The sequence below is a fragment of the Marinilabilia salmonicolor JCM 21150 genome (genome assembly GCF_000259075.1).
Taxonomy (GTDB): Bacteria; Bacteroidota; Bacteroidia; order Bacteroidales; family Marinilabiliaceae; genus Marinilabilia; species Marinilabilia salmonicolor.
The window spans coordinates 117,305-139,178 of record NZ_AJKI01000007.1 but is presented as its reverse complement, the minus strand read 5'-3'; the positions used below and the strand labels follow the sequence as shown (position 1 = coordinate 139,178).

18 protein-coding genes and 1 tRNA gene are annotated in these 21,874 nt (G+C 40.5%); 8 read left to right on the top strand and 11 right to left on the bottom strand.

Annotated features, from left to right (window positions below; genetic code table 11):
• Positions 1-59: 59 nt before the first annotated feature.
• Positions 60-773 (top strand): LytR/AlgR family response regulator transcription factor, encoded by a 714-nt coding sequence (locus W7W_RS0105700; RefSeq protein WP_010662859.1) that lies wholly within the window; start codon positions 60-62, stop codon positions 771-773.
• Between the two features lie 77 nt (positions 774-850).
• Here W7W_RS0105700 and W7W_RS0105695 read toward each other — a convergent pair whose 3' ends face one another.
• The 3 genes from W7W_RS0105695 to W7W_RS0105685 form a co-directional block, all read right to left on the bottom strand.
• Positions 851-2,203 (bottom strand): hypothetical protein, encoded by a 1,353-nt coding sequence (locus W7W_RS0105695; RefSeq protein ID WP_010662858.1) that lies wholly within the window; start codon positions 2,201-2,203, stop codon positions 851-853.
• Positions 2,204-2,213: 10 nt separating this feature from the next.
• On the bottom strand, positions 2,214-3,224 hold the full coding sequence (locus W7W_RS0105690) for a porin (protein WP_010662857.1): 1,011 nt from the start codon (positions 3,222-3,224) through the stop codon (positions 2,214-2,216).
• Between the two features lie 71 nt (positions 3,225-3,295).
• On the bottom strand, positions 3,296-5,554 hold the full coding sequence (locus W7W_RS0105685) for an inorganic phosphate transporter (RefSeq protein WP_010662856.1): 2,259 nt from the start codon (positions 5,552-5,554) through the stop codon (positions 3,296-3,298).
• Positions 5,555-5,806: 252 nt separating this feature from the next.
• Between W7W_RS0105685 and W7W_RS0105680 the strand changes: the two genes are divergently transcribed.
• On the top strand, positions 5,807-6,448 hold the full coding sequence (locus W7W_RS0105680) for a LysE family translocator (protein ID WP_010662855.1): 642 nt from the start codon (positions 5,807-5,809) through the stop codon (positions 6,446-6,448).
• 6 nt (positions 6,449-6,454) lie between these two features.
• Here the strand turns inward: W7W_RS0105680 and thiL are convergent, their stop codons facing one another.
• The 7 genes from thiL to W7W_RS0105640 all read right to left on the bottom strand — a co-directional run bounded on the left by thiL (position 6,455) and on the right by W7W_RS0105640 (position 15,932).
• Complete coding sequence (thiL, locus tag W7W_RS0105675; RefSeq protein WP_010662854.1) at positions 6,455-7,462, bottom strand: thiamine-phosphate kinase; 1,008 nt, start codon at positions 7,460-7,462, stop codon at positions 6,455-6,457.
• 137 nt (positions 7,463-7,599) lie between these two features.
• Positions 7,600-9,267, bottom strand: a complete 1,668-nt coding sequence (locus W7W_RS0105670) for a dipeptidase (protein ID WP_010662853.1) — start codon at positions 9,265-9,267, stop codon at positions 7,600-7,602.
• Positions 9,268-9,384: 117 nt separating this feature from the next.
• Complete coding sequence (locus W7W_RS0105665) at positions 9,385-10,107, bottom strand: sulfite exporter TauE/SafE family protein (RefSeq protein WP_010662852.1); 723 nt, start codon at positions 10,105-10,107, stop codon at positions 9,385-9,387.
• Between the two features lie 4 nt (positions 10,108-10,111).
• Positions 10,112-11,071 carry a YeiH family protein gene (locus W7W_RS0105660; protein WP_010662851.1) on the bottom strand — a complete coding sequence of 320 codons (960 nt, stop codon included), beginning with the start codon at positions 11,069-11,071 and terminating at the stop codon, positions 10,112-10,114.
• Between the two features lie 72 nt (positions 11,072-11,143).
• On the bottom strand, positions 11,144-12,031 hold the full coding sequence (locus W7W_RS0105655) for a LysR substrate-binding domain-containing protein (RefSeq protein WP_010662850.1): 888 nt from the start codon (positions 12,029-12,031) through the stop codon (positions 11,144-11,146).
• Between the two features lie 370 nt (positions 12,032-12,401).
• Positions 12,402-12,475, bottom strand: a tRNA-Arg gene (locus tag W7W_RS0105645).
• A 220-nt stretch (positions 12,476-12,695) separates the two neighbouring features.
• A complete protein-coding gene (locus tag W7W_RS0105640; protein ID WP_025007326.1) occupies positions 12,696-15,932 on the bottom strand; it encodes a S41 family peptidase in 3,237 nt (1,078 codons plus the stop codon).
• 271 nt (positions 15,933-16,203) lie between these two features.
• On the opposite strand from W7W_RS0105640, the gene W7W_RS0105630 reads away from it, so the two are divergent.
• Positions 16,204-16,848 carry a hypothetical protein gene (locus tag W7W_RS0105630; protein ID WP_010662848.1) on the top strand — a complete coding sequence of 215 codons (645 nt, stop codon included), beginning with the start codon at positions 16,204-16,206 and terminating at the stop codon, positions 16,846-16,848.
• A gap of 184 nt (positions 16,849-17,032) precedes the next feature.
• Here W7W_RS0105630 and W7W_RS0105625 read toward each other — a convergent pair whose 3' ends face one another.
• Positions 17,033-17,551 carry a nitroreductase family protein gene (locus tag W7W_RS0105625; RefSeq protein ID WP_010662847.1) on the bottom strand — a complete coding sequence of 173 codons (519 nt, stop codon included), beginning with the start codon at positions 17,549-17,551 and terminating at the stop codon, positions 17,033-17,035.
• 94 nt (positions 17,552-17,645) lie between these two features.
• On the opposite strand from W7W_RS0105625, the gene W7W_RS0105620 reads away from it, so the two are divergent.
• The 5 genes from W7W_RS0105620 to W7W_RS0105600 all read left to right on the top strand — a co-directional run bounded on the left by W7W_RS0105620 (position 17,646) and on the right by W7W_RS0105600 (position 21,813).
• Positions 17,646-18,422 carry a LytR/AlgR family response regulator transcription factor gene (locus W7W_RS0105620; RefSeq protein ID WP_010662846.1) on the top strand — a complete coding sequence of 259 codons (777 nt, stop codon included), beginning with the start codon at positions 17,646-17,648 and terminating at the stop codon, positions 18,420-18,422.
• Between the two features lie 285 nt (positions 18,423-18,707).
• Positions 18,708-19,115, top strand: a complete 408-nt coding sequence (mce, locus tag W7W_RS0105615) for a methylmalonyl-CoA epimerase (protein WP_010662845.1) — start codon at positions 18,708-18,710, stop codon at positions 19,113-19,115.
• A 211-nt stretch (positions 19,116-19,326) separates the two neighbouring features.
• Complete coding sequence (locus W7W_RS0105610) at positions 19,327-20,886, top strand: acyl-CoA carboxylase subunit beta (RefSeq protein ID WP_010662844.1); 1,560 nt, start codon at positions 19,327-19,329, stop codon at positions 20,884-20,886.
• A gap of 12 nt (positions 20,887-20,898) precedes the next feature.
• Positions 20,899-21,267, top strand: a complete 369-nt coding sequence (locus W7W_RS0105605) for an OadG family protein (RefSeq protein WP_010662843.1) — start codon at positions 20,899-20,901, stop codon at positions 21,265-21,267.
• Between the two features lie 120 nt (positions 21,268-21,387).
• Positions 21,388-21,813: a biotin/lipoyl-containing protein gene (locus tag W7W_RS0105600; RefSeq protein ID WP_010662842.1), complete on the top strand. Its 426-nt coding sequence runs from the start codon at positions 21,388-21,390 to the stop codon at positions 21,811-21,813.
• The last annotated feature ends 61 nt before the right edge of the window (positions 21,814-21,874 follow it).

Genomic DNA, 21,874 nt, shown 5'->3' with positions numbered 1-21,874 from the left:
TCTCTTTGCAGTGGCATAATTTGAGTATAATTTTGTATTTTTGACCAAAATCTCTATCTATGAATTGTATCATTATTGATGACGACAAGCTGTCAATAAAAATAATTGAGGAATTTGTTGGCCGTACAGAAGGATTACATCTGACAGGCTCGTATTCCAGTGCAGTTGAGGCAATAAATTCGTTGAATCAACCGGATGCAGAAAAAGTTGATCTGATATTTCTGGATATTGAAATGCCTGAAATGTCAGGTATTGAGTTTTTGGAATCGTTGGATATTATTCCTCAGGTTGTAATTTACTCTTCTCAGGAAAAGTACGCTTTGGAATCTTATGAGTACGATGTTACTGATTACTTGTTGAAACCTGTACAGTTTGGTCGGTTTATTAAGGCTGTGAACAGAGCCCGTGAACGGTTCGACAAAAAGGAGAGTCCTGTTAAAGAGAGTACCGAGATTTTTATTAAAAACAACGGTTCTCTGGTACGCATAAAATATGATGATATTTTATGGATCGAAGCTCTGGAAAATTATGTGGTGCTCAATACGTTTAATGACAAATACACCATTCATTTTACCATGAAGTCCATTGCCGATAAAATGCCGGCAGATAAATTCATGAGGATTCACCGTTCCTTTATCGTTAACTTCAGTAAAATTAAGGTTATTGAAGATAATTCGGTGGTTATTAAAACGGATAGCGGAACCAAAGTAATTCCGATTGGGAAGTCATATCGTGACAAACTGATGAATGATATCAACCTAATCTCGAAATAAACCAAACCAAAAAAATACAAAGAAGCACCGACAGCAAATGCGCTGTCGGTGCTTCTTTGTTTGCCGAAAGGTCGTTCTTATTCTATTAACAGGCCTTCCAGATCAAGAAAACTCCAGGTTTTGAGCCAGTTAGCCTGACCTAAAGCGCCTTTGTAATCAACATTGCGGAACCATGGAATGGTTGTTAAATACAAATTTCCCGGAGCCAGATTTTCAGGCGTCAGATTCATCTGACTTATTTCCTGAGGATTGTAATCTATCAGCGGATTCTCAAGTACATTGTTCCCCTCTTCAAAGTGTTGTGTAACGTTTTCATCCTGCTCAGTAACATCTTCAATATTCAGAGAGTAAACCCCTAAAATATTTAATTTCGAATTGTTCCCCGTCATGTAAAAGGCATTGTTAAGAATCTGAATATTTCCATCAATAAACTGTTGATAACTATCCAGCTGGTCCCCTGAATACTCAATGAATATGCCCTGTTTCTGATGCAGAAAAAGTGAATTTGAAATGATTCCTGACGAACTATTATCAAAACGTGCAGCTTGCCCGTTTTCATCCATTCCGCGGCCAACAAATGTTCCGTTTGTAATATGAGGACGAGTGGCAGGATACCCCTCATTGTCACTTAATTCCACAAGCAAATCACCTGTGGAACCTGCCTGAAGTCCAACAATAAACTGACAATTTCCGGTGTATCCCAAATCAAAATCAAATGCATCATCTCCACAAAATGCAGCAAGTAGATAGCGACCGTTTACCGTTCCACCGAAAAATTCAAATCCGTCGTCGCGGTTGGAGATTACTTCCACATATTCAAGCGTAGTCTGATTTCCTACGCCTCCCAACGTGAGTCCGTTGATTTCATTTCCTTTGCTAAGTTGAGTTCCTCCATGGCGGATAGAAACATACCTGAGCACCCCCGAGTTGTCACTTTCATTGTTGCCGCCATACATTCCCCTGGCATCTTCAAAAGGGATTCCTTCCATCATTTGCTCCCCCGAAGCAGTATTTACCGGTGCATCTCCTAAAACAATGATGCCTCCCCATAATCCATTGGCTTCAGCAGGGACGGATCCTTTTAAATCATCTCCTTCGACTGTAAAAATAATGGGAGATTCCCGGGTTCCTTCGGCAATTATTTTTGCTCCACGGGCTATCACCAGTGCGCTGGCGTTTTCTTCCTGGCCTGTTTTGGCCCGGATAACAGCTCCGGGTTCTATCGTAAGTGTTTGACCTTCGTTTACATAAACAATACCGTTTAACAAATATTTTTCATCAGCTTTCCAGGTTGTTGTGCCTGTACCGCCTCCATTGTCTGAAATGACGTTGAATTCACTGGGGAGGGTGTATTCTGATTCCCGACAGGAATGGATTCCCGTTAGAAAAGTGATTCCAATGAAAACCGATAGAACGGTGAAATTCTTCATGCTGTTTTTTTTAAAAGGATGCTTCAACATTGATGTAAAAGGCAGAAACTGCTTCCAGATTTCTGGCTGCCGGATAATGATCCTGATAATTGGCTGCTATTTTAATGGCCTTAACAGGTATGTATTCAATGCCAGCAGTTACTGCGGTTTCGTCATTAGACAAATTCCAGGGCACAGTTTCACCATCAGGGATATTGGATTCAATTTTGTCATAACGTCCAAAAAGCCAGATTTTAGGAAGGATCTTTACATCACCAAGTATGGAAAAACCTTCAATGTTATGATCCTCCTGAAAATTACGGTTAAAATGGTTTGCATATTCGCCACCTATTGAAAAGAAGTCTTGTCGATATCCGGCAAATAAAGAGCTGGTTCCCTGACTGATCTGTTTACTTGAAAGATCCCCGTAGATTCTGGTGATAAGTCCTCTCACAGGCCTGAATGTGGCTCCCAGGGCCGCTTTAAATGTATTGTCATTCTGCAGACTTGAGTAGCCTTCACCATTAAACAAAGCAAAGTCAACATCAACAATTTCGGTAAGATAGGCTACTTTGACACCTATGTCAGCACTGGAACCGTATTTGTAAGCCCCCATCAGAGACTCATTGATATACCGCCGTTTCCAGAATTTATCCTGGAGTTTAAATTGTGTGGCATCCTGAAGCCCAAATGTAACCTGCATAAAATTAAAAGGTGTGTATTGCACCATAGCTGTTTTAAAATAACCAAAGCGTCGCAATAATGAATACTGTGAAGCATCATTGGGGGAGCCAATATCGATTTTAACTTCGGCCGAAAATTCTTTCGAAATTTGATACTCATATCCGAGATAGGCACGTCGGACCTCGAAAGCGGTTTGTTGATCAGGGCCTGAAAGTGAAGTATTAAAATTGGTGAATATCTTTCCAAAAACTTCTCCGGAAGGCTCGAATTCTGTGTTTTCCTCTTCCTGAGCAGTTACGGGATAAACCACACCCATACTTACAAAAAGGAATAATACCAATCGTTTAAATGAGACCATTCTTCCAACAATTTAGATAAGTAAAAAGGAGCATACCCTGTGTAAATATGCTCCTTTGGTGATGAAACAGATTATTTTTTATGGGAAGCAACAAAATCGCGCTGCGCTTTCAACAAGTTAATCAGGTGCAGAAGCATGTTTTGGGTTTCATGCAGCACCGAGAGGTAGAGCATACTGATTTTTGTCCCTGCTTTTTCTTTCTTAATACGCTTAAGTTGTTTTTTTCTGAGATTCTTAATGAGATCAATCAGTTTCCCCTGCTCGTCAACAAGATCCTGCAGATGCGTGAAATCTGACTGATCTATCATATTTATGGACTTGGTAAGGAGTGAACGCACTTTACTCTCCAGAATATTGATTTCCTCCAACTGAGCCTCAGTAAATACTTTGTGATTGTTGTCCAGATGCTCAAAGCAAGGATTGGTAATAAACGTCAGAGAGTGTGTGGTCTCTCTCAGGTAATCAATAACCTGTACATAATACAAGCCTGAATCAATAGATTCTTCCTGCAATTTACGAACGGTATTGTAAATATTTGATTTGAGCTTTTTGATTTTCTTGTTGAGTGACGAAACTTCTTTTGTGGTTTCTTTTAAGTGCTTACGATCTTCTGCTTCGAAATAGTGCAAAGTGTCGCCATAGTTTCCGGAAATCGCTTTCAATACTTTTGAAACACTGGTTCGACATTTTTCCAATACCTTTTCAGAAAGAATCTCACCATTAACTTCTTCAATTTCAAGATCACCATAAGTTTTGGATTCTGATTCCTGTTTTTTGGAAATAACATGTGTTCGGTAAACCATAAAAGCTGCAAGTCCTATCAGAGCAATAATAGCATAAATGCCCCCGAGCATCATCAGATTCGCAAATATAAAGGCGACTGTTGCGGCAGAAAAAGCGGTAAAGAACCATCCGCCAATCACCGAGACGACTCCGGTAATTCTGTAAACCGCACTTTCACGCCCCCAGGCACGGTCCGATAAGGAACTACCCATAGCCACCATAAAAGTCACATAGGTTGTAGACAATGGCAGTTTCAGTGAGGTAGCAAAAGCAATAAGAATACTGGCAACAACAAGATTGACGGATGCTCTGATCATGTCAAAGGATGCAGCTTCCTCTTTCTTTACCTTTTGACGTTCTTCCTCATAAAATGAGCTGTCAAATTGCTTATTCAGGAAATTATTAACACGGGCAGGAATCAGTTTATTTACCGAATTGGAGACAGCGATGCTGCCGCGAACAATGGAACGGGCAAAAAATGAAGAACCGAACCGTTCTTCTCCTTCGGACTGACGACCCAGATCAAGTGAAGTTTTTACAACCTTCTTGGCTTTTTTTGAGGTCCAGAGTGTAACAACCATTATTAATCCGGCAATTACCAGCAGATAGGAGTCTGTTTTAACCTTACCGGCCAGCGAAGTCATCAACATATCCTGGTTGCTTCCTCCGTCTGCTATGAAGTTTTTAAACGCTTCAAATCCGGCCAGCGGTACACCAATAAAATTAACAAGGTCGTTGCCTGCAAAAGCCATTGCCAGAGCAAATGTCCCGGCCAGCACTGTGAATTTTAGAATGTTTACTTTAAATAACCAATAAAAAGCCTGCAGAATTAGCGTCCAGAAAATAAGGCTATAGACAATAATGAGTTTGTCGTTTTCTGCGATCCATGCCTGAATATTGTCCGACATAAAAGTCGCTCCTTTGGCTCCCTTGATAATTAAAAAGTAGGTAATGGCTGTAATGGCTATACCACCCCAAATACCGCCAAAGTACTTAATTCTTCTTTTGAAATTAAAAGAGAACAATATTCTGGCAATGTATTGTACAACCATTCCGACGGTAAATGATACCACTACCGAAAGCAGAATGCCGGAAATAATGGCCAGAGCTTTTGCAGAATTGATGTATTCGCTTAATATCATATCCGGGTTGTTCATCGATTTGATGAGCGCAACACCAATGGCCGCACCAAGCAGTTCAAATACAATTGAAACGGTAGTGGAGGTGGGGAGACCGAAAGTGTTGAACAAATCCAGCAAAATAACATCCGTAATCATGACCGCCATAAAAATGATCATGATGTTTTCGAATGTAAAATACTGTGGATTGAAAATTCCTTTACGGGCAACCTCCATCATTCCCCCTGAAAAGCTTGCACCAATAAAAACACCAAGTGCAGCAATAATCATGATGGTTCGGAAAGAAGCTACTTTAGCGCCAATGGCCGAATTCAGGAAATTTACGGCGTCATTGCTGACCCCGACCACAAGGTCGGACATAGCCAGCAAAAAAAGTACGCCTACGAGTACTAAATAAATTGTTTCCATTTGTTGAAGAATAGTTTATTTTTCGGGTGCAAACTTAACTGCTAATATTCCCGGTGATGTTTTGCCCTCGTTAAGTCTGTGTTAATTTTGTGTTAACAGATCATGCTAACTGACTGATATTTATAATTCTGTATGCATGGGTGGGTCTGGTTATTCTATCAAAGTTAAGGAATTGATAATAAAAACATGAGGAAATATACAGGTTGTTTTATAGTATTTTTCAATCTTTGTAGCCACAAAAAAAGCTGATTAATGTATTGGAGCACACTTTTGGACGGAATGCTGGTTGGTTTTTCTGCTTCTTTACCCCTGGGGCCTATAGGAGTTTTAATAATTCAACGAACTTTGCAAAATGGAAGAACCTCAGGGCTTTTGTCAGGTTTTGGTGCCGCTATGTCGGATACCATTTATGCCATAATCGCAGGCTTTAGTCTTTCGTATATCGTAACTTTTATAGAAGCGCAGATTCTGTGGATTCAACTGGGGGGCGTTATCGTTTTAACCGGCCTTGGTATCAAAATTTTCAGAACCAATCCTGTGGCTCAGCTGCGAAGACAAAAAGCAGGTAAGCACAGTCTGGTAAGTGATTTTGTATCTACTTTTTTGTTAACATTGAGCAATCCACTTGCCATATTTCTTTTTATTGCCTTTTTTGCCGGATTCAGAGTCCTCAAATCGGAGTATGGACTGGTTGGACATCTGATAATTATTTCAGGGGTGTTTTTGGGTGCTGCCGTTTGGTGGACTATGCTGACCTCGGTGGTTGGACTTTTCAGAAGTAAAATAAACTTGAGAAGGCTCTTTTGGATCAACAAAATTGCCGGCTTAACCATTATCGTATTGGTTGTGGCGGCCTTTCTTTTTTGGTTGATTCGCGAGTATTTTTACATTTGAGATGTTTTATTCCGAAAAATGATTAAATCCCTCTTTATCGAGTGTAAAAGGTTTGTTTTCCTTCATCCACCTGATTTCTCCCGCGTTTTCTGCTGTTATCTTACCCACACGGGTCAGGGAAGTTAAGAATTGGTGATTGTACTCTTTTTCCAATTCTTCAAAATCCTCATTACGTACAGTAACAAGCAGGCGATAATCTTCACCCCCGGTAAGTGCAAGTTTTAAAACATCCTGTTCTTTGTTTTTTAACGTTGATTGAAGGGCGGGAGAAAGTGGAATGTCCTCTAAATGTACGATGGCACCCTTTCCTGACATATCAAGAATGTGCTTTAAATCAGAAGCGATTCCGTCTGAAATATCCATCATAGCATTTACGCCTTTCTGATTTCCCAGCCATATTCCTTCATTGATTGCCGGTTCGGGACGATTATGCCATGAAATAAGGTTTTTTGTCATTTCATCAGGGCTGATTCCATCTAGTAACATTTTTAGTCCCCCGGCAGAATCGCCTAAAGGGCCGGTTACACAAATACAATCGTCGTTGTCAGCAGCAGAACGAAGCTTTTCCTTTCCTTTTTTTACCTTCCCGGTAACACAAACATTGATAACAATTTTATCGGGCGATTTGGTGGTGTCGCCTCCAAGCAGGGGAACCTGGTATTTTTCGCTGAGACTTCGGTACCCCTCCATTACCTGATCCATATACTCCACTTCTGTTTCTGCCGGAAGGGCAATGGACAAAAAGGAAGCTGTCGGAGTCCCACCCATTGCTGCTATGTCACTCAGATTTACTGCAAGTGCTTTGTATCCCAGATCAAAAGGAGTTATTGCAGAACGCAGGAAGTGAATGTCCTCAATTAACAGGTCGGTAGTGACAATTTGGTTGTACTGATCATCCAACGACATAATAGCACAGTCATCTCCAATTCCGTACTCCTCATTTTTGTTGAGTGCGGAAAATTTGCCTGAAAATCTGTCGATAAATCCGAATTCTCCTATTTCTGATAGCTTCATAACTTTCTTTTTCTTTCGCGACTGTGAATATAGCCTTTTTGATAAAAAAAGAGACAATGTTTTCGAACACTGCCTCTTTTATATGGGTGTTTTGAGTTATTCCATGGATGATTTCGTCCATTAAGAACTACTGCTGACTAATCCTGCGAAACCTCTTTCATTTTTAGCTTTTCTCCGGCATCTTTAACCACATTCCGGTAATATTCTTCATTATATCCCGGATATTCTGGGGAATGAGGATTGCCATATTCGTTTTTCAAAAATTTTCCGTCTTTTTCGGGATGGATGTTTCCGTCCAGGTACTTAATCATTAAAAATTGTCCCAGTTCCTGCCATTTTTTAACTGTAATACGGGCCTGATTGTGTGTGTAATCAGTCAGGAATTGCTCTGCAAGTTCCGGATCCTGTTCGTAAAGGGTACTGGCAGTGTTGTCGATGGCCGGTTGCATTTGCTCAAATTTGTCCTCCAGTTCCTGTTGTACCTTCCTGATATCCTTAATCATATAACTGTATCGACTGTAGGACATATTTGAGACCCAGTTGAACACCCAGAATGCAGCGTCCCAGGAAAATTCGAGCATATTTCCGTTGCCTACAGCAAATTCGTGGGGGGCACTCTGAATTCCTGCATACATGGGAACATAAACCGATGCATCAGCATCATCCACACTAAACCAAAGAATTCCACCAATAGGATCATGAAGCCAGTTTCGCATTTGAGCAACAAAAGAGAACCCTGTTTGCTGAGTGGCAATGGCACGTTCGTTCAGGTATTCTTCTCCATCTACCTCCCAGGTAAGCGGTCGCCAGCGATACGGAACCTTGTAGGCACCTGCTCCGGCATCTTTAGTCATATCCAAAGCTGTTCCTTCAAAATGGTCGCGCATAATGTTCATAACATCACGGGCGCTCACCTTATTTTGTGGTTTAAAAAACAAGGGCATACGTTCTTCTGATTCCCCTAAAATAAAATCTTCATACTTATCGGCTTCTTCCTGATTTACCTGACGGAAAGCACTCCAAACTCTGGCCTCGCAGAAACGAATAGCGCCATAATCGAGGGGAGCATAAGCATCGGCAAAACTGAAATCTTTGTTTTTGCCGTCGAAATATCCGTTTTCCCGGGCAAAAGATATAACATCTTTTGAATAAATAACGTTTTCCTCATCGTTAAGCGGGAATGTGGTGATACGAGCCTGGTTAGCATGGGCGGAAATGTATCCGTCGGGAATTTTGCGGGCTACCCAAACAGCTCCCTTGTTATTTGGCCCCTTGCTAATCATCTCCATAATCCATACTTCGTCAGGATCGGCTATGGAAAAACTTTCTCCAGAACTGTAATATCCATACTCTTCCACCAAGGAAGTCATGATATTGATAGCATCACGGGCTGATTCTGCTCTTTGAAGGGCAACGTAAATCAAACTTCCGTAATCTATTATTCCGGTGGTGTCGCGCAGTTCTGGTCGTCCGCCAAAAGTTGTCTCGGCAATGGATACCTGATTCTCATTCATATTTCCTATAACCCGGTAGGTGTGGGGAACTTGTTTTATTTGTCCCAGGTATTTGCCGGTGTCCCATTCATGAATATCCAACATGGCATCATCCGGATGATTTTGGGCCGGCCAGTAGTACAATTCTCCAAATAAAACATGCGAATCGGCGGCATAGGAAATCATCGTTGATCCATCGGCCGAAGCGTTTTTTGTAATCAATACATTGGTGCAGGCATTGGCTTTATTTGAACCCAATACCAATAATGCTACAAGAGCCATTGCTCCCACAGATCTCAGTGCTTTTCTCATATAAATATGTTTTTTTACGGTTTTCAGGCAGGGATTACAAAAATAATAAAAACGAGGAGTCTGTGGAAATTGTTTGTTTAATCAGGTAAAAAAGTAAGGCAATGTCTGAGATTTAGTTTATCCGGGGTTTACTATCAGCAAAAGACTCGCTATCAGTGTAAGCACAATATTGGTTCTTTGGAAACTGCTCACAGACATTTTGGTGTTCAATTTCTTTCCCACAATGGTGCCAGTAAGCAATATCGGAGTAAACAACAAGGAAATTTTTAAGGTTTCTGTTGAGATCATTCCTGTCTGGTAATACCCGGCAATAGCAATAACAGCGGTTACCACACTAAAAGCCGCAAAAATTTCCCTGAATTTTCGGTTACTTACTTTTGCCCGGTTCAGGAAGAGTGCCAGAGGAGGACCGCTTACTGATACAGCTCCGGTTAAAAATCCGATAAATGCGCCAGCAAAGAGGTAATGCCTCGAGGGCAGGGGGGAGTTCTTTCTCCTTGAAAACTTTGAGTATATGGTCAGCGCAATGAAAAACAGTCCGGATAATTTCACCAGCAAATGTCCGGTGGAAGCACTGAGGGCTATTACGCCGGCAATGGTAAATAATCCTCCTGCTTCAATCAGAAAATAAGCATTCTTGTCCAACAGTTTGTGCTCTTTCTTTTGAACGACAATCAAGATGGAGGCAATAAGATTGCATATCATCAAAACCGGTATTATCTCCTTTGGGGAATACCAGATCAACAACAAGGGAAATGAGAACAATGCAAATCCGAACCCTGTAATTCCTTTGATAAGACTTGAAAAAATAATAACCAGAAAAACCCAGATGTCAGGCATAATTTTATCGCATTAAAATGATTAATGAACCCACGGCAGTGATCAACCATAGTGATATTCCCAGTGCAAAACTTTTTAATCCTGATTTCCTGATTTGGGCAAATGTTATATTTGATCCGATCAGAAAAAGAGCCACCACCAGACCTCTTTGTCCAAGCCAGCTAAAATGAGCGTAACTGTTTTGCAATTGAGGGAATATATTGGCAAATACAATAGTTATAACAAAGAATAGTATGAACCATGGAAACCGAATAGATTGTTTATCACTGCTTTTAATAAGCAAAACCATTACCAGGGAGAGGGGGATAATCCATAATGCCCTGATGAGTTTCACCGTGGTGGCAATATGTAATGCTTCCTGCCCATAAAGAGCTCCTGCACCTACCACAGAACTGGTGTCGTGTATGGCAATGGCTGCCCAATTACCGAAAACTTCCTGGCTTAAATGCAACTGATGACCGATAAACGGAAATATCAACAATGCCGCAGCGTTTAGCACAAAAACGACAATCAGAGCAAAAGAATTCTGATGATCTTTACTTTTCAAAATGGGAGCAACTGCTGCAATGGCACTACCACCGCAAATTGCAGTACCTGTAGCAATTAAAAGAGCAATGTTTTTTTCTGCATTAAAAAGTTTTCCCAGAATAATCCCAAGAATCATTACTGCAGTAACAGATATCAGGGTTATTGAAAAACCACTTTTTGATACCGCAATTACTTCCTCCAGATTCATTCCAAAACCTAATAAAACAATGGAGGTCTGGAGAATCAAAGATGTGTATTTGCTGCTCTTTTGATGCTTGAATCCTGTTAAAGAAAGGATGATGCCAATCGACAAGGCAATGGCAGGGGAAACAAACGGAAGAAGGCAAAGACCTATTATTGCCGGGTAAAGTTTAGCAGAGATCTGCTCTTTTACTTTGATGAAATCAGATTCAGTAATTGCTTTTGCGATGTGCATACCTATATTTTTGATTACAAAAATAGGCGTCCACTATAGCTTGAGCAAATGCTAATTATCTATTGTCGATAACTAAAAGTTATAGTTGCTTAGAAAGTTTTCGAAGAGTTCCACCTGTTTACTCTTGTGACCAAACCGAAACGCCATCCTGAATTTTCTGGGGATGGTGAAGTTCGATACCTTTAATTTCACGAGGGTTTTGAGATACAACTCGGTACTTACGGTTTTTTCAGATACGATGGCCAGACCATCAAAAACGGAGAGAAAATTTTTAATAGATTCAGTACTTCCGAGATGGATAAAAGTATTCAATCGCTCAAATTCTATTTTTTGTCGTGTCAGAGCTTCCTTAATAACTTCAAGTGTTCCTGACCCTTGTTCACGCAATACAATGGGGATTTGCACCAATTCATCTTTTCTAAGCTCTTCACGTTTTGCATATACGCTGTTGGCTCCGGTAACAACAATCAATTCATCATCCATGAAATTTTTGTAACGGATGCCCGGTTGTGAAGAACAATTTTCAACCAAAGCCATATCAATTTGGTTTTCCTGTAATGCGTTTTCCATTTCAAAAGAATTGCCATTTCTCAGGAAAATCTGAATTTTAGGATACCTTTTATGAAAAGATGCTATAATCCGAGGAATAACATACTGGGATATGGTGGAGCTTGCACCTATATTAAATTCTCCCTTGATGCTGTTCTGCATCTGGCCAATTTCAAAATCAAGTTCCCTGTATTGAGCAGCAATTTGTTTAAAGGAATTATATACTTTTTCACCGGCTTTTGTAAGATATATTTTGTTGCCTTTCCGTTCAAATAAATTAATGTGGTAACGTTCTTCCAATTCCTGAATGTGCCTGGTAACTGCCGGTTGACTGATGTTAAGGTCTCCTGCTGCTTTGGAGAAACTAAGGTGTTCGGCTACTGATATAAAAACCTGGTCTCGGAAATCCATTGATAGATTTTTAAATAATATTGAGAGGGGGGGGGATAATAAGACCGATCCATAATGATCTGGAAAAAGAGAAAGGCCCGCCGGCATTCCGACAGACCTTTCAAACCTTAACCCTAACCCAATGCTAAAGTAATACAAAAGATTTTATTTGTCAATAAAAAATCTGATGTATAAAACATGGAAGGAGCCTGTTGTTTTTTTAATGCCTTTAAATCAGCTGTTTTTCGTATTATTTTTTTATTTGAAAAACCCATGTCCTGATAAAAATCATATTTTTTTGAAGGGTGTCTGAATTTGGGTTTAGAAGTCCGGAACCGGTCATTATAAATGAAAAAGCCGAAATTCTTTTCAGAATTTCGGCTTTACTCTGTGATCCCGAAGGGACTCGAACCCCCAACCTCCTGGGCCGTAACCAGGTGCTCTATCCAATTAAGCTACGGAATCGTTGCTGTTTTGAGTAGGTGTTTCTCTCAAACGCGGTGCAAATATAGGCAAAATATTGTTTCCTGTGCAAATTGTTACAGTAAAAAATGTGGTTATTTATTGGACCCAAACTGCCGAATAATGGGCAATTTTAAGATTTACAAAAGATTAAGTGCGGAAATTTTTTTCGTATTTTCTTAGAAAAAAGGAGGGAGTTTCTTAACACTCCCTCCTGATTAGATTACTTCACCGGTGCTTCGGGAATTTCCGGTAGTGGTTTTCGGTCTTTTAATTCCTCCATAATTACTTCAATGGCTTTGTTTAACTGCTCGTCCTCACCATTAAATTCTTTCCACGGATCGTTTTCAACAATAATATCAGGTTCAACACCAACTCCTTCTATCATCCACTTTCCACCCATTGAAATGGAGGTAAACTGAGGAATCCGAAGGTCGGTACCATCCACAAAGGGCAATGAACCAGTAATTCCAACGATGCCACCCCAGGTTCTGGTCCCAATGGTTTTACCAATTCCTAATGCTTTGAAGCCATGGGCAAACAAATCTCCATCTGAAGCTGAATATTTATCTATCAGTGCCACTTTAGGACCAACCAGTGTTTGTGCGGGGATGGGCGTTACTGCTGTGGAATTACGTCGCATATTTGCTCGGTAGGCTTCCCTGGCAAGACGTTCCAGAATCATTGGAGAAACATTGCCTCCTCCGTTTCCGCGGTCATCGATTATCAGGCCTTGTTTGTCGAGTTGAGGATAAAAAAAGCGAACAAATTTATTCAGCCCATTAGGTCCCATATCCGGAATGTGGATGTACCCGATTTTCCCATCGGTTGCCTTTTCTACTTTTTGGATATTCTCATTTACCCATTTAAAATAATTTAATTCACTCTCATCGCTGATGGGCTTCACAAGGACTTTTCGTGCTCCAGCTTTTTCCGCCTTCACATTTATCAGCAATTCAACAGTTTGCCCTGCTTTACCAATCAGAAGTTCATAGATATTGTCAACATCTTTGGTTGAATTTCTGTCTATTGCAATTATGTAATTACCTTCATTCACATCAACTCCGGGCATTTGCAATGGAGAATTCATTTTTTCACTCCAGGGAGCACCATCCAGAATCTCGGTAATCCTGAAATATCCTGATTCATGAGCTTCGATTGTGGCTCCCAGCAATCCTGTTTGAATACGTTTTGGTTGGGTTTTATCGCTTGTATTTACGTAAGCATGACCGGCATTTAACTCTCCGATCATTTCTCCAATGATGTAATTGAGATCATTTCGATGATTGACATATGGAACCAGCGCATTGTATTTTTCATAAATGCTTTTCCAGTCACGTCCGTGCATGTTTTCCACATAAAAGAAATCACGCATCTGACGCCATGCTTCATCAAAGATCTGTTGCCATTCTTCTTTGAAATTAATGTGCATTTTCATGTTCGACAAGTCAACGGCTTCTTCGATGTTGACAGATGCAGTGGGTAATTCAATTACATCCCAGGTATTGTTTTTCCCCACAAGCATCTTTTTATTATTGGCGGAGAGCGTATAATTATAATCTCCTAAAAGTGTTTCCTTTTCCTTGTCGAGGTCAAAAACAAACAATCCTGCTCCCTCTTCTTTATTCTGATAGCGACGAATGTAATAGACTTTCCCATCTACGCAATTGATGTTGTAATAATTGGCAGCATCAATGGGTAAGGCCACAACTCTGTTTTTAATCCCTTCAAAATCAATGTCAACACCGATGTCATTCTCAGTTTCACCTGTTGCCTTTTCATCTGTTTCTTTCACAACAGCTTTCACATCCTGATTCTCGGGAGCAAAAGGAGAGGGGGTTTCTTTGCTCAGCATGGTCATATAAACCCTGTATGTATTGATGTAGGCATGATTCCATTCCGTGCGGCTGTAAACGGGACTAAAATCCCGTTGAGAGGTGAACAAAAGATATTTCCCGTCGGCCGAAAAAGCAGGATATCCTGAGTCATACCACTTTTCTGTGATCTTTTCAATAACTTTTGTCTCTATATTGGCCAGTTTGATAACATCCATCTGATTGGGCAGGCCATCGGTGAAAGCGATCCATTTGCTGTCGGGGCTCCAGGTGAAATCACTCAATCTCGAATAGTTACTCTCTGCAATGGTGCTTGTATTACCGGAAGCCACGTTGGTAAGCATTAACCGATAGTTTTGATCATTCCAGGCAATAAACCGGCTATCCGGACTCCATTTAATATTAAATTTATAGGTATCTGCTTCTGAAGTGAGCTGGCGTGCTTCTCCTTCACCATTTGCCGGTTTTATCCATATCTCATACTCTCCGCTTTGGTCAGAAAGCCATGCCATCCACTTACCATCAGGAGAATATTCGGCATCACGGTCGTGAACCCCGGATGTCTGCGTATGATTGTAAGTGATGCCATTTTCTGCAGGTACAGAAAAAAGATCTCCTCTGGCCGAAAAAAGAATTCTCTCCCCTGCGGGAGAAAGACTTGCCGATGCAATGGCACCGGAAACATCCTTCAATTCATCCCGGGACTCATTCATGTCATTATTAATGATGACAGGAATACTGCTCACAGCTTTGGTTTGGGTGTCATAAGTATAGAGTTGACCGCCTTTTTCAAAGATAATGGTGTTCCCGTTGTAGGAAGGAAACTTAATATCAAAATCAGTAAAATCAGTAAGTTTTTCTACCTCTTCTGATTGCGTATGATAAACAAACAGATTCATGGTCCTGTCCCGATCAGAAAGGAAATACACTTCCTCTCCAATCCACATGGGGAATAGGTCTTGTGCATTATTATTAGTAATGGCTTTGGTTTCATGAGTGCCAAAGTCATGAATCCAAACTTCATCAGCCATACCTCCCTGATAATACTTCCAGGTTCTAAACTCCCGAAAAATCCGGTTGTATGCCAGCTTGCTTCCATCGGGATTGAAAGATGAAAACCCACCTTCAGGAAAGGGAAGCGGTTCCGGCATGCCTCCATCAACAGATACTTTATAGAGCTGGCCTTTGAATGAGTTAAAAGTATTTTTTCTGGTGCGGAACACAATGTATTTGCTGTCAGGAGTCCAGGCCATTACTATATTATTGGGCCCCATTCGATCAGCAACATCATCACGACTCAATGTCGCCGTGTAAGTCAAACGTTCAGGCACTCCTCCTTCGGCAGGAATCACAAAAACTTCGGTGTTTCCGTCGTATTGCCCGGTAAAGGCAATTTTCGATCCGTCGGGAGAAAACCGGGCAAACATCTCCATCCCGTTGTGAGAAGTGATTTTTCGGGCCGTCCCACCCTTAATGGGGACCGTATAAAGGTCTCCTGCATAGGTGAAAACAATTTTATCGTTGCTAATGCCGGGGAAACGCATCAGCCGTGCATCTTCAGCCGCCAAAAATGCAGGCATAAAAAGCAGCATCATTAATGAAAGGAACAGTTGTTTTAGGTTCATAACAATAAATTTTGTTTTGATTATGAAAATATTAATGATTTGGTCTGGCCTGATTATTTGATAAATCAGACCTTATATGTTGGGCGCTATATAAGTATATTAGGTCTGATGTAATAGGTTTCTTGGATTATTATCTGAGTCTTTAGTTTAAAACCCATCATAAAAGCATATGTTCATTTTTTCATTGGCCTTCTCATCTGAATTAGGCATTGTATAAAGTTTCAATTTTTTTTCATCTTTGTCGCCACAAAATCTAAAAAAAAACAAAGTAATGAAGTTAATTTTTAAGACCATTTTTCTTTTTTCGATCGCTTTTTTACTGCTGAACAGTTGCGAACAAGCAGAAGAGGCTGTCTCGGATGTTCAGAAGACTGTTGCTTTGTACAACGTTGATTTTTCATACGACAGCGTTAGTACAGAGCTCGTATTCCCGGAAGGCAGTCTCAGTGGAAAAACTTTTCAGGAGCTTTACGAAAATAATCAGGCGGTTTTTAGTAATGCATCAAATTATTCTGTGAAGGTGAAGGCTCATTATACGGCTAACAATACGCAGGAAAATGCATCAGATGCCAAATTCTCAGGAATGGTACAGAACATTGTACTGAATAACATTACAGAAGCACCTGTTCAACTTGAAACCCCTGCATTTGAAGTGCCCAAAGATGAGATTTTGAATCTCTCCAGCGGTAGTGATATAGGGTTGGATACCCATCGGCTAACCGTTTTATATATCTTTAATCAGATTCTTGCTGACGAAGATCTGAATGCTGAAATATCGTCCAAACTCAACTATGAGTTTGGTGCGGAAACAGGAAGTTTTAGTCTGGGAAAAACTCAAAAAAACATTCCTATCAAGGTTTCAGATGATACAAAAGTATTTATTTCGGGCTTAATGGAGTCCGGCTTATTTGATTAAACGAGCAAGGAACTTTGATTCCTCCTTTGGCTATGCCGTTTTGTTTACAAAGAAACATGTCAGTACCTTCCCCGATGTGTCGGGGAAGGTGCATGTATAAAAGAATTGCGAGCTCCCCCGATAAATCGGGGCAGGCTATCAGACCAATAACTTACATTAATTTTATACTGATGGAAAAATTAACCTAGAATTTTTCATAATGAATCCGGTCCCAGAGTAAAATGTTTTCGGTATAGGGTTCGCGCTCTTTGGCTTTATACCCAAAAGCCATAATGCCAAGAACCTCCATCTCATCCGGAGCATTAATAATCTTTTTCACATTATCTCCTGCCATATTCCCCTCTTCATCCAGTCTTAAACGAATCTGGATCCACGTAGAACCTAACCCCATCGATTCGGCGGTCATTTGCATCATAATGGCGGCAATGGAACAATCTTCCACCCATACATCACTTTTTGCCGGATCCGCCAAAACAACAATTCCCAAAGGAGCACCGGACAGAAAAGCTGCACCATGAGGTTTGCATTGCGAAAGGGCTTCGAGGGTTTCAGTTTTCTCAGCGACTACAAATTCCCATGGGCGGTTATTTTTAGAGGTTGGTGACCAAAGAGCCGACTTTAGCAACTGGTCGATCTGGTCATGGGTAGGTTTTTTATCCGTAAAGTTTCTGCAACTACGTCTCTTTTGGATTAATTCAAGCATATTATCAGGTGTTTTTTATTTGGCTCTTAAATTAATACATTATTTTTGGGAGTATCAAAAAGATATTACCTTTTAAATATTAAAGAGCCCATTTATGAATGTTTTGATTATCGAAGATGAACCTCTGGCAGCAGAAAAACTTATCAACATGCTAAAAGCATACGATAAAAATATTTCTGTGCAAAATGTGTGCTCATCCGTTGCATCGGCCGTGAAATGGTTGGACGTTAACGATGAACCGGACCTTGGCTTCTTCGACATTCAACTGGGAGACGGAACAAGCTTTGACATTTTCGAAGAGACACCAATCAAATTTCCTGTAATTTTCACGACAGCCTACGACCGGTTTGCCATCAAAGCTTTTAAAGTAAACAGCGTTGATTATTTACTTAAACCATTTGAAGACGCTGATTTGATTGCTGCCATGGATAAATTTCAAAACATCCATTTATCTCAGATCCAAACAGTAGATGTCCTACAGACAGTAGAATCTGCAGTACGCGCCCTGAAGTCGGAAAAGAAGTATCGTGAGCGTTTCGTCATTACTGTGGGGCAACATCTGCGGGTCGTTTACACCTCTGATATTGTCTGTTTCTACAGCGAAGAGAAAAATACTTTTATTCTGAACAATGAGGGACGATCTTATTATCTTTACCAATCTCTCAATCAGGTGGAAGAAGAACTAGATCCCAAAATGTTTTTTCGCACCAGTCGCAAAGAAATATTAAATTTCAAATATATGGGTGATATTGTTAATTACGCGCGAAACAGACTTAAAGTCACCATTGAAGTACCGGGTGAAAAGCGGGAGATTATCGTTAGTAAAGAGCGCGTGAAAACCTTCAGAGAGTGGCTGGAAAGTTTTTATTAAGAATTTATTGAACAATTATTTACTGCGTTCATAATTTTTAGAAGAATTTATAAACACCAACGATGAAAACCGAAAAAAGCATGTTGTAAAACACTCATTTTTTCTTTCGCTTTTTGTGGTGTTAGTTGTTTATTTCTGCTACTTTTGCGGAAAAATTTCTTTAAACCTATATTAACTTTTTAATACGCAGTAAGGTTCAGTCATATGCGGAAATTACCAGCTTACAATTGAACTTTCAATTTCGAATCAAGCAAATTAATATAACATTTAATAAACATTTATTACATGAAACCAACACATATTGAACACATTGGAATTGCAGTAAAGAGTCTGGACGATGCCATCCCTTTTTACGAAAAGGTATTTGGTCTTGAGTGTTACGCTGTAGAAGAGGTTGCTGACCAGAAAGTAAAGACCGCTTTTTTTAAAGTTGGTGACACCAAAATTGAGTTGCTGGAATCTACTGATGCTGAAGGTCCTATTGGTAAATTTATTGAGAAAAAAGGTGAAGGCATTCACCACATGGCCTTTGCCGTGGACGGTTTGAATGACAAATTGAAAGCAGCCGAAGAAGCCGGTGTCAGACTGATTGATAAACAATCAAGAAAAGGAGCTGAGGGCCTGAGCATTGCATTTCTCCATCCAAAATCAACTTTTGGGGTATTGACAGAACTTTGCGAAGCTCCTAAATAGCCTTTGCAGGAAAACACCAACTACTTCGTTATTCTTGTTTTTGAATCAGTCATTTACGAAAAGCAAACTCCCTGAATTCAAAAACTTCGAAAGCCTCGTATTTGGCGCTTTCTTATCAAAGGCCAGAAAATCATGGTTTTCTGGAAGACACTAAATAACAACTTTAGGATCAGGGTATTTTAATAGAAGAAACTTTAAAACAATATTTAATATGTCAAATCAGGATAAAGTCAAGCAATTAATTGAATTGCGCAATAAAGCGCGACTGGGAGGTGGAGAGAAACGTATTGAAGCGCAGCATGCCAAAGGGAAGTTCACTGCTCGTGAGCGTATTGAAATGCTTTTGGACGATGGCAGCTTCGAGGAGTTTGATATGTTTGTGACTCACCGTTGTACCAACTTCGGAATGGAGAAAAACAAAATCATGGGTGATGGTGTGGTAACCGGTCATGGTACCATCGATGGTCGTGTGGTTTATGTTTTTGCTCAGGATTTTACCGTTTTTGGAGGTTCTCTGTCTGAAACTTTTGCACAAAAAATTTGCAAAGTAATGGATCAGGCGATGAAAGTTGGAGCTCCCGTGATTGGCATCAATGATAGTGGTGGTGCCCGTATTCAGGAAGGTGTTACTTCATTGGCAGGGTACGCTGAAATTTTTGAGCGTAACATTCTGGCATCAGGTGTAATTCCCCAGATATCTGCTATTTTTGGACCTTGTGCCGGTGGTGCTGTTTATTCACCTGCACTTACCGACTTTATCATGATGACTGAGGAATCCAGCTATATGTTTGTAACCGGTCCCAAAGTTGTGAAAACTGTTACGGGTGAGGATATTTCTGTCGAGGATCTTGGTGGTGCCCGTGTTCACTCCACCAAATCAGGTGTTTCACACTTCGAGCTGGAGAATGAGGAAGAGGGAATTATGCTGATGCGTAAATTGCTTTCTTACCTGCCGCAAAACAACCTGGAAGAGCCTCCTTTGGCTGAATGCACCGATCCAATCGACCGCCTGGATGACTCTCTGAACGAAATCATTCCTGACAATCCCAATCAGCCTTACGATATGAAAGAGGTAATCTACACGATTGTGGATGACGGAGAATTTCTTGAAGTACACCGTAATTATGCCAAAAACATTATTGTAGGTTTCTGTCGTATGGGAGGTGCCTCAGTAGGTGTGGTGGCCAATCAGCCCAACTTCCTGGCAGGTGTGCTTGACACTGATGCATCGCGCAAAGCAGCTCGTTTCGTTCGTTTCTGTGATGCTTTTAACATTCCTGTTCTTACTTTGGTTGATGTTCCCGGATTCCTTCCCGGTAGTGGTCAGGAATATGCAGGGATCATTACTCATGGAGCCAAACTGATGTTTGCGTATGGTGAAGCTACAGTTCCTAAAGTAACCATTACCCTTCGTAAATCTTATGGTGGTGCTCATGATGTGATGAGTTGTAAGCAGTTGCGGGGTGACCTGAACTATGCTTGGCCTACAGCTGAGATTGCAGTTATGGGAGCTTCCGGAGCCATTGAGGTACTTGAAGGACGTGCAATGAAAGACATTAGCGATCCTGAAGAAAAAAAGAAATTCATTGCTAAGAAAGAAGAAGAGTATAAGGAGAAGTTTGCCAATCCATATCAGGCTGCCTCATACGGATACATCGACGATGTTATTGAACCACGTAATACACGTTTCCGTATAATCCGGGGATTCCAGAGTTTGCAGACCAAAAAGCTGACAAATCCTCCTAAAAAACACAGTAATATTCCTTTGTAAAAAGACTAAATTATGTCCTATTTATTAGATGCAGTAAACTGGCCGCAAATTTGGGTAATCACAGCAGTGGGATATTCAGTCGTTTTTACAGCCCTGATTCTGCTCATTTTTGTTTTCAAATTCATGCCTAAGGTGTTGAATATGCAACTGAAGCGCAGATTGAAGAAAGAAGGCAAATACGTAGAACGAACCGAAGGTGATGAACCTTTTATTGCCGGCGAGGTAAATGCTGCAATTGGTACGGCACTAAGCTTGTATTTTTCGGATCTTCATGATGATGAGAGTAAAATCATTACCATCAAACGGGTGGAAAGAAGATACTCTCCATGGAGTTCAAAAATTTACAACATTAACAATGTGTTGCCAACTACCCACAGGTAGGATGACCACATTCGCCTGATAAATTAATCAAAAGGATATAAATCTGTAAGCATCAGAAAATCATTCAACTGATGCTTACAGACATTATTCCACCTGACCTTTTAATAAACTAGTGTAAACATGAAAAAGTTTGATTTTTCCATAAATGGGAATAAATATCACGTTCACATCAAAGACATTGATGACAATATTGCCTCAGTGGAAGTGAACGGAACACCTTATTCTGTTGAGTTAGAGCAGGAGGTGAAAAAAGTTAAAACACCGAGGTTGGTGAGACAGGAAGTCAAGCCTAAACCGGGAGAGGGGCATATTGTGAAAAAGCCGTCAACCGGAGACCACCAGGTTCTTGCTCCGTTGCCCGGAAGTATTTTCAAAATGCTGACAAAAGTAGGCGACGAGGTGAAAAAAGGCGATACCTTGTTGATCATGGAAGCAATGAAAATGGAGAACAATGTAATGGCCGATAAGGATGGAACAGTGAAAGAGGTAAAAGTGAAAGAAGGGGATTCGGTGCTGCAAAGCGATGTTTTAATCGTTCTTGAATAGTGTTTTTATCTCGATTGTTTAATCACCGGAGCTTATCTCAATAGCTTCCTTCAAACATTCT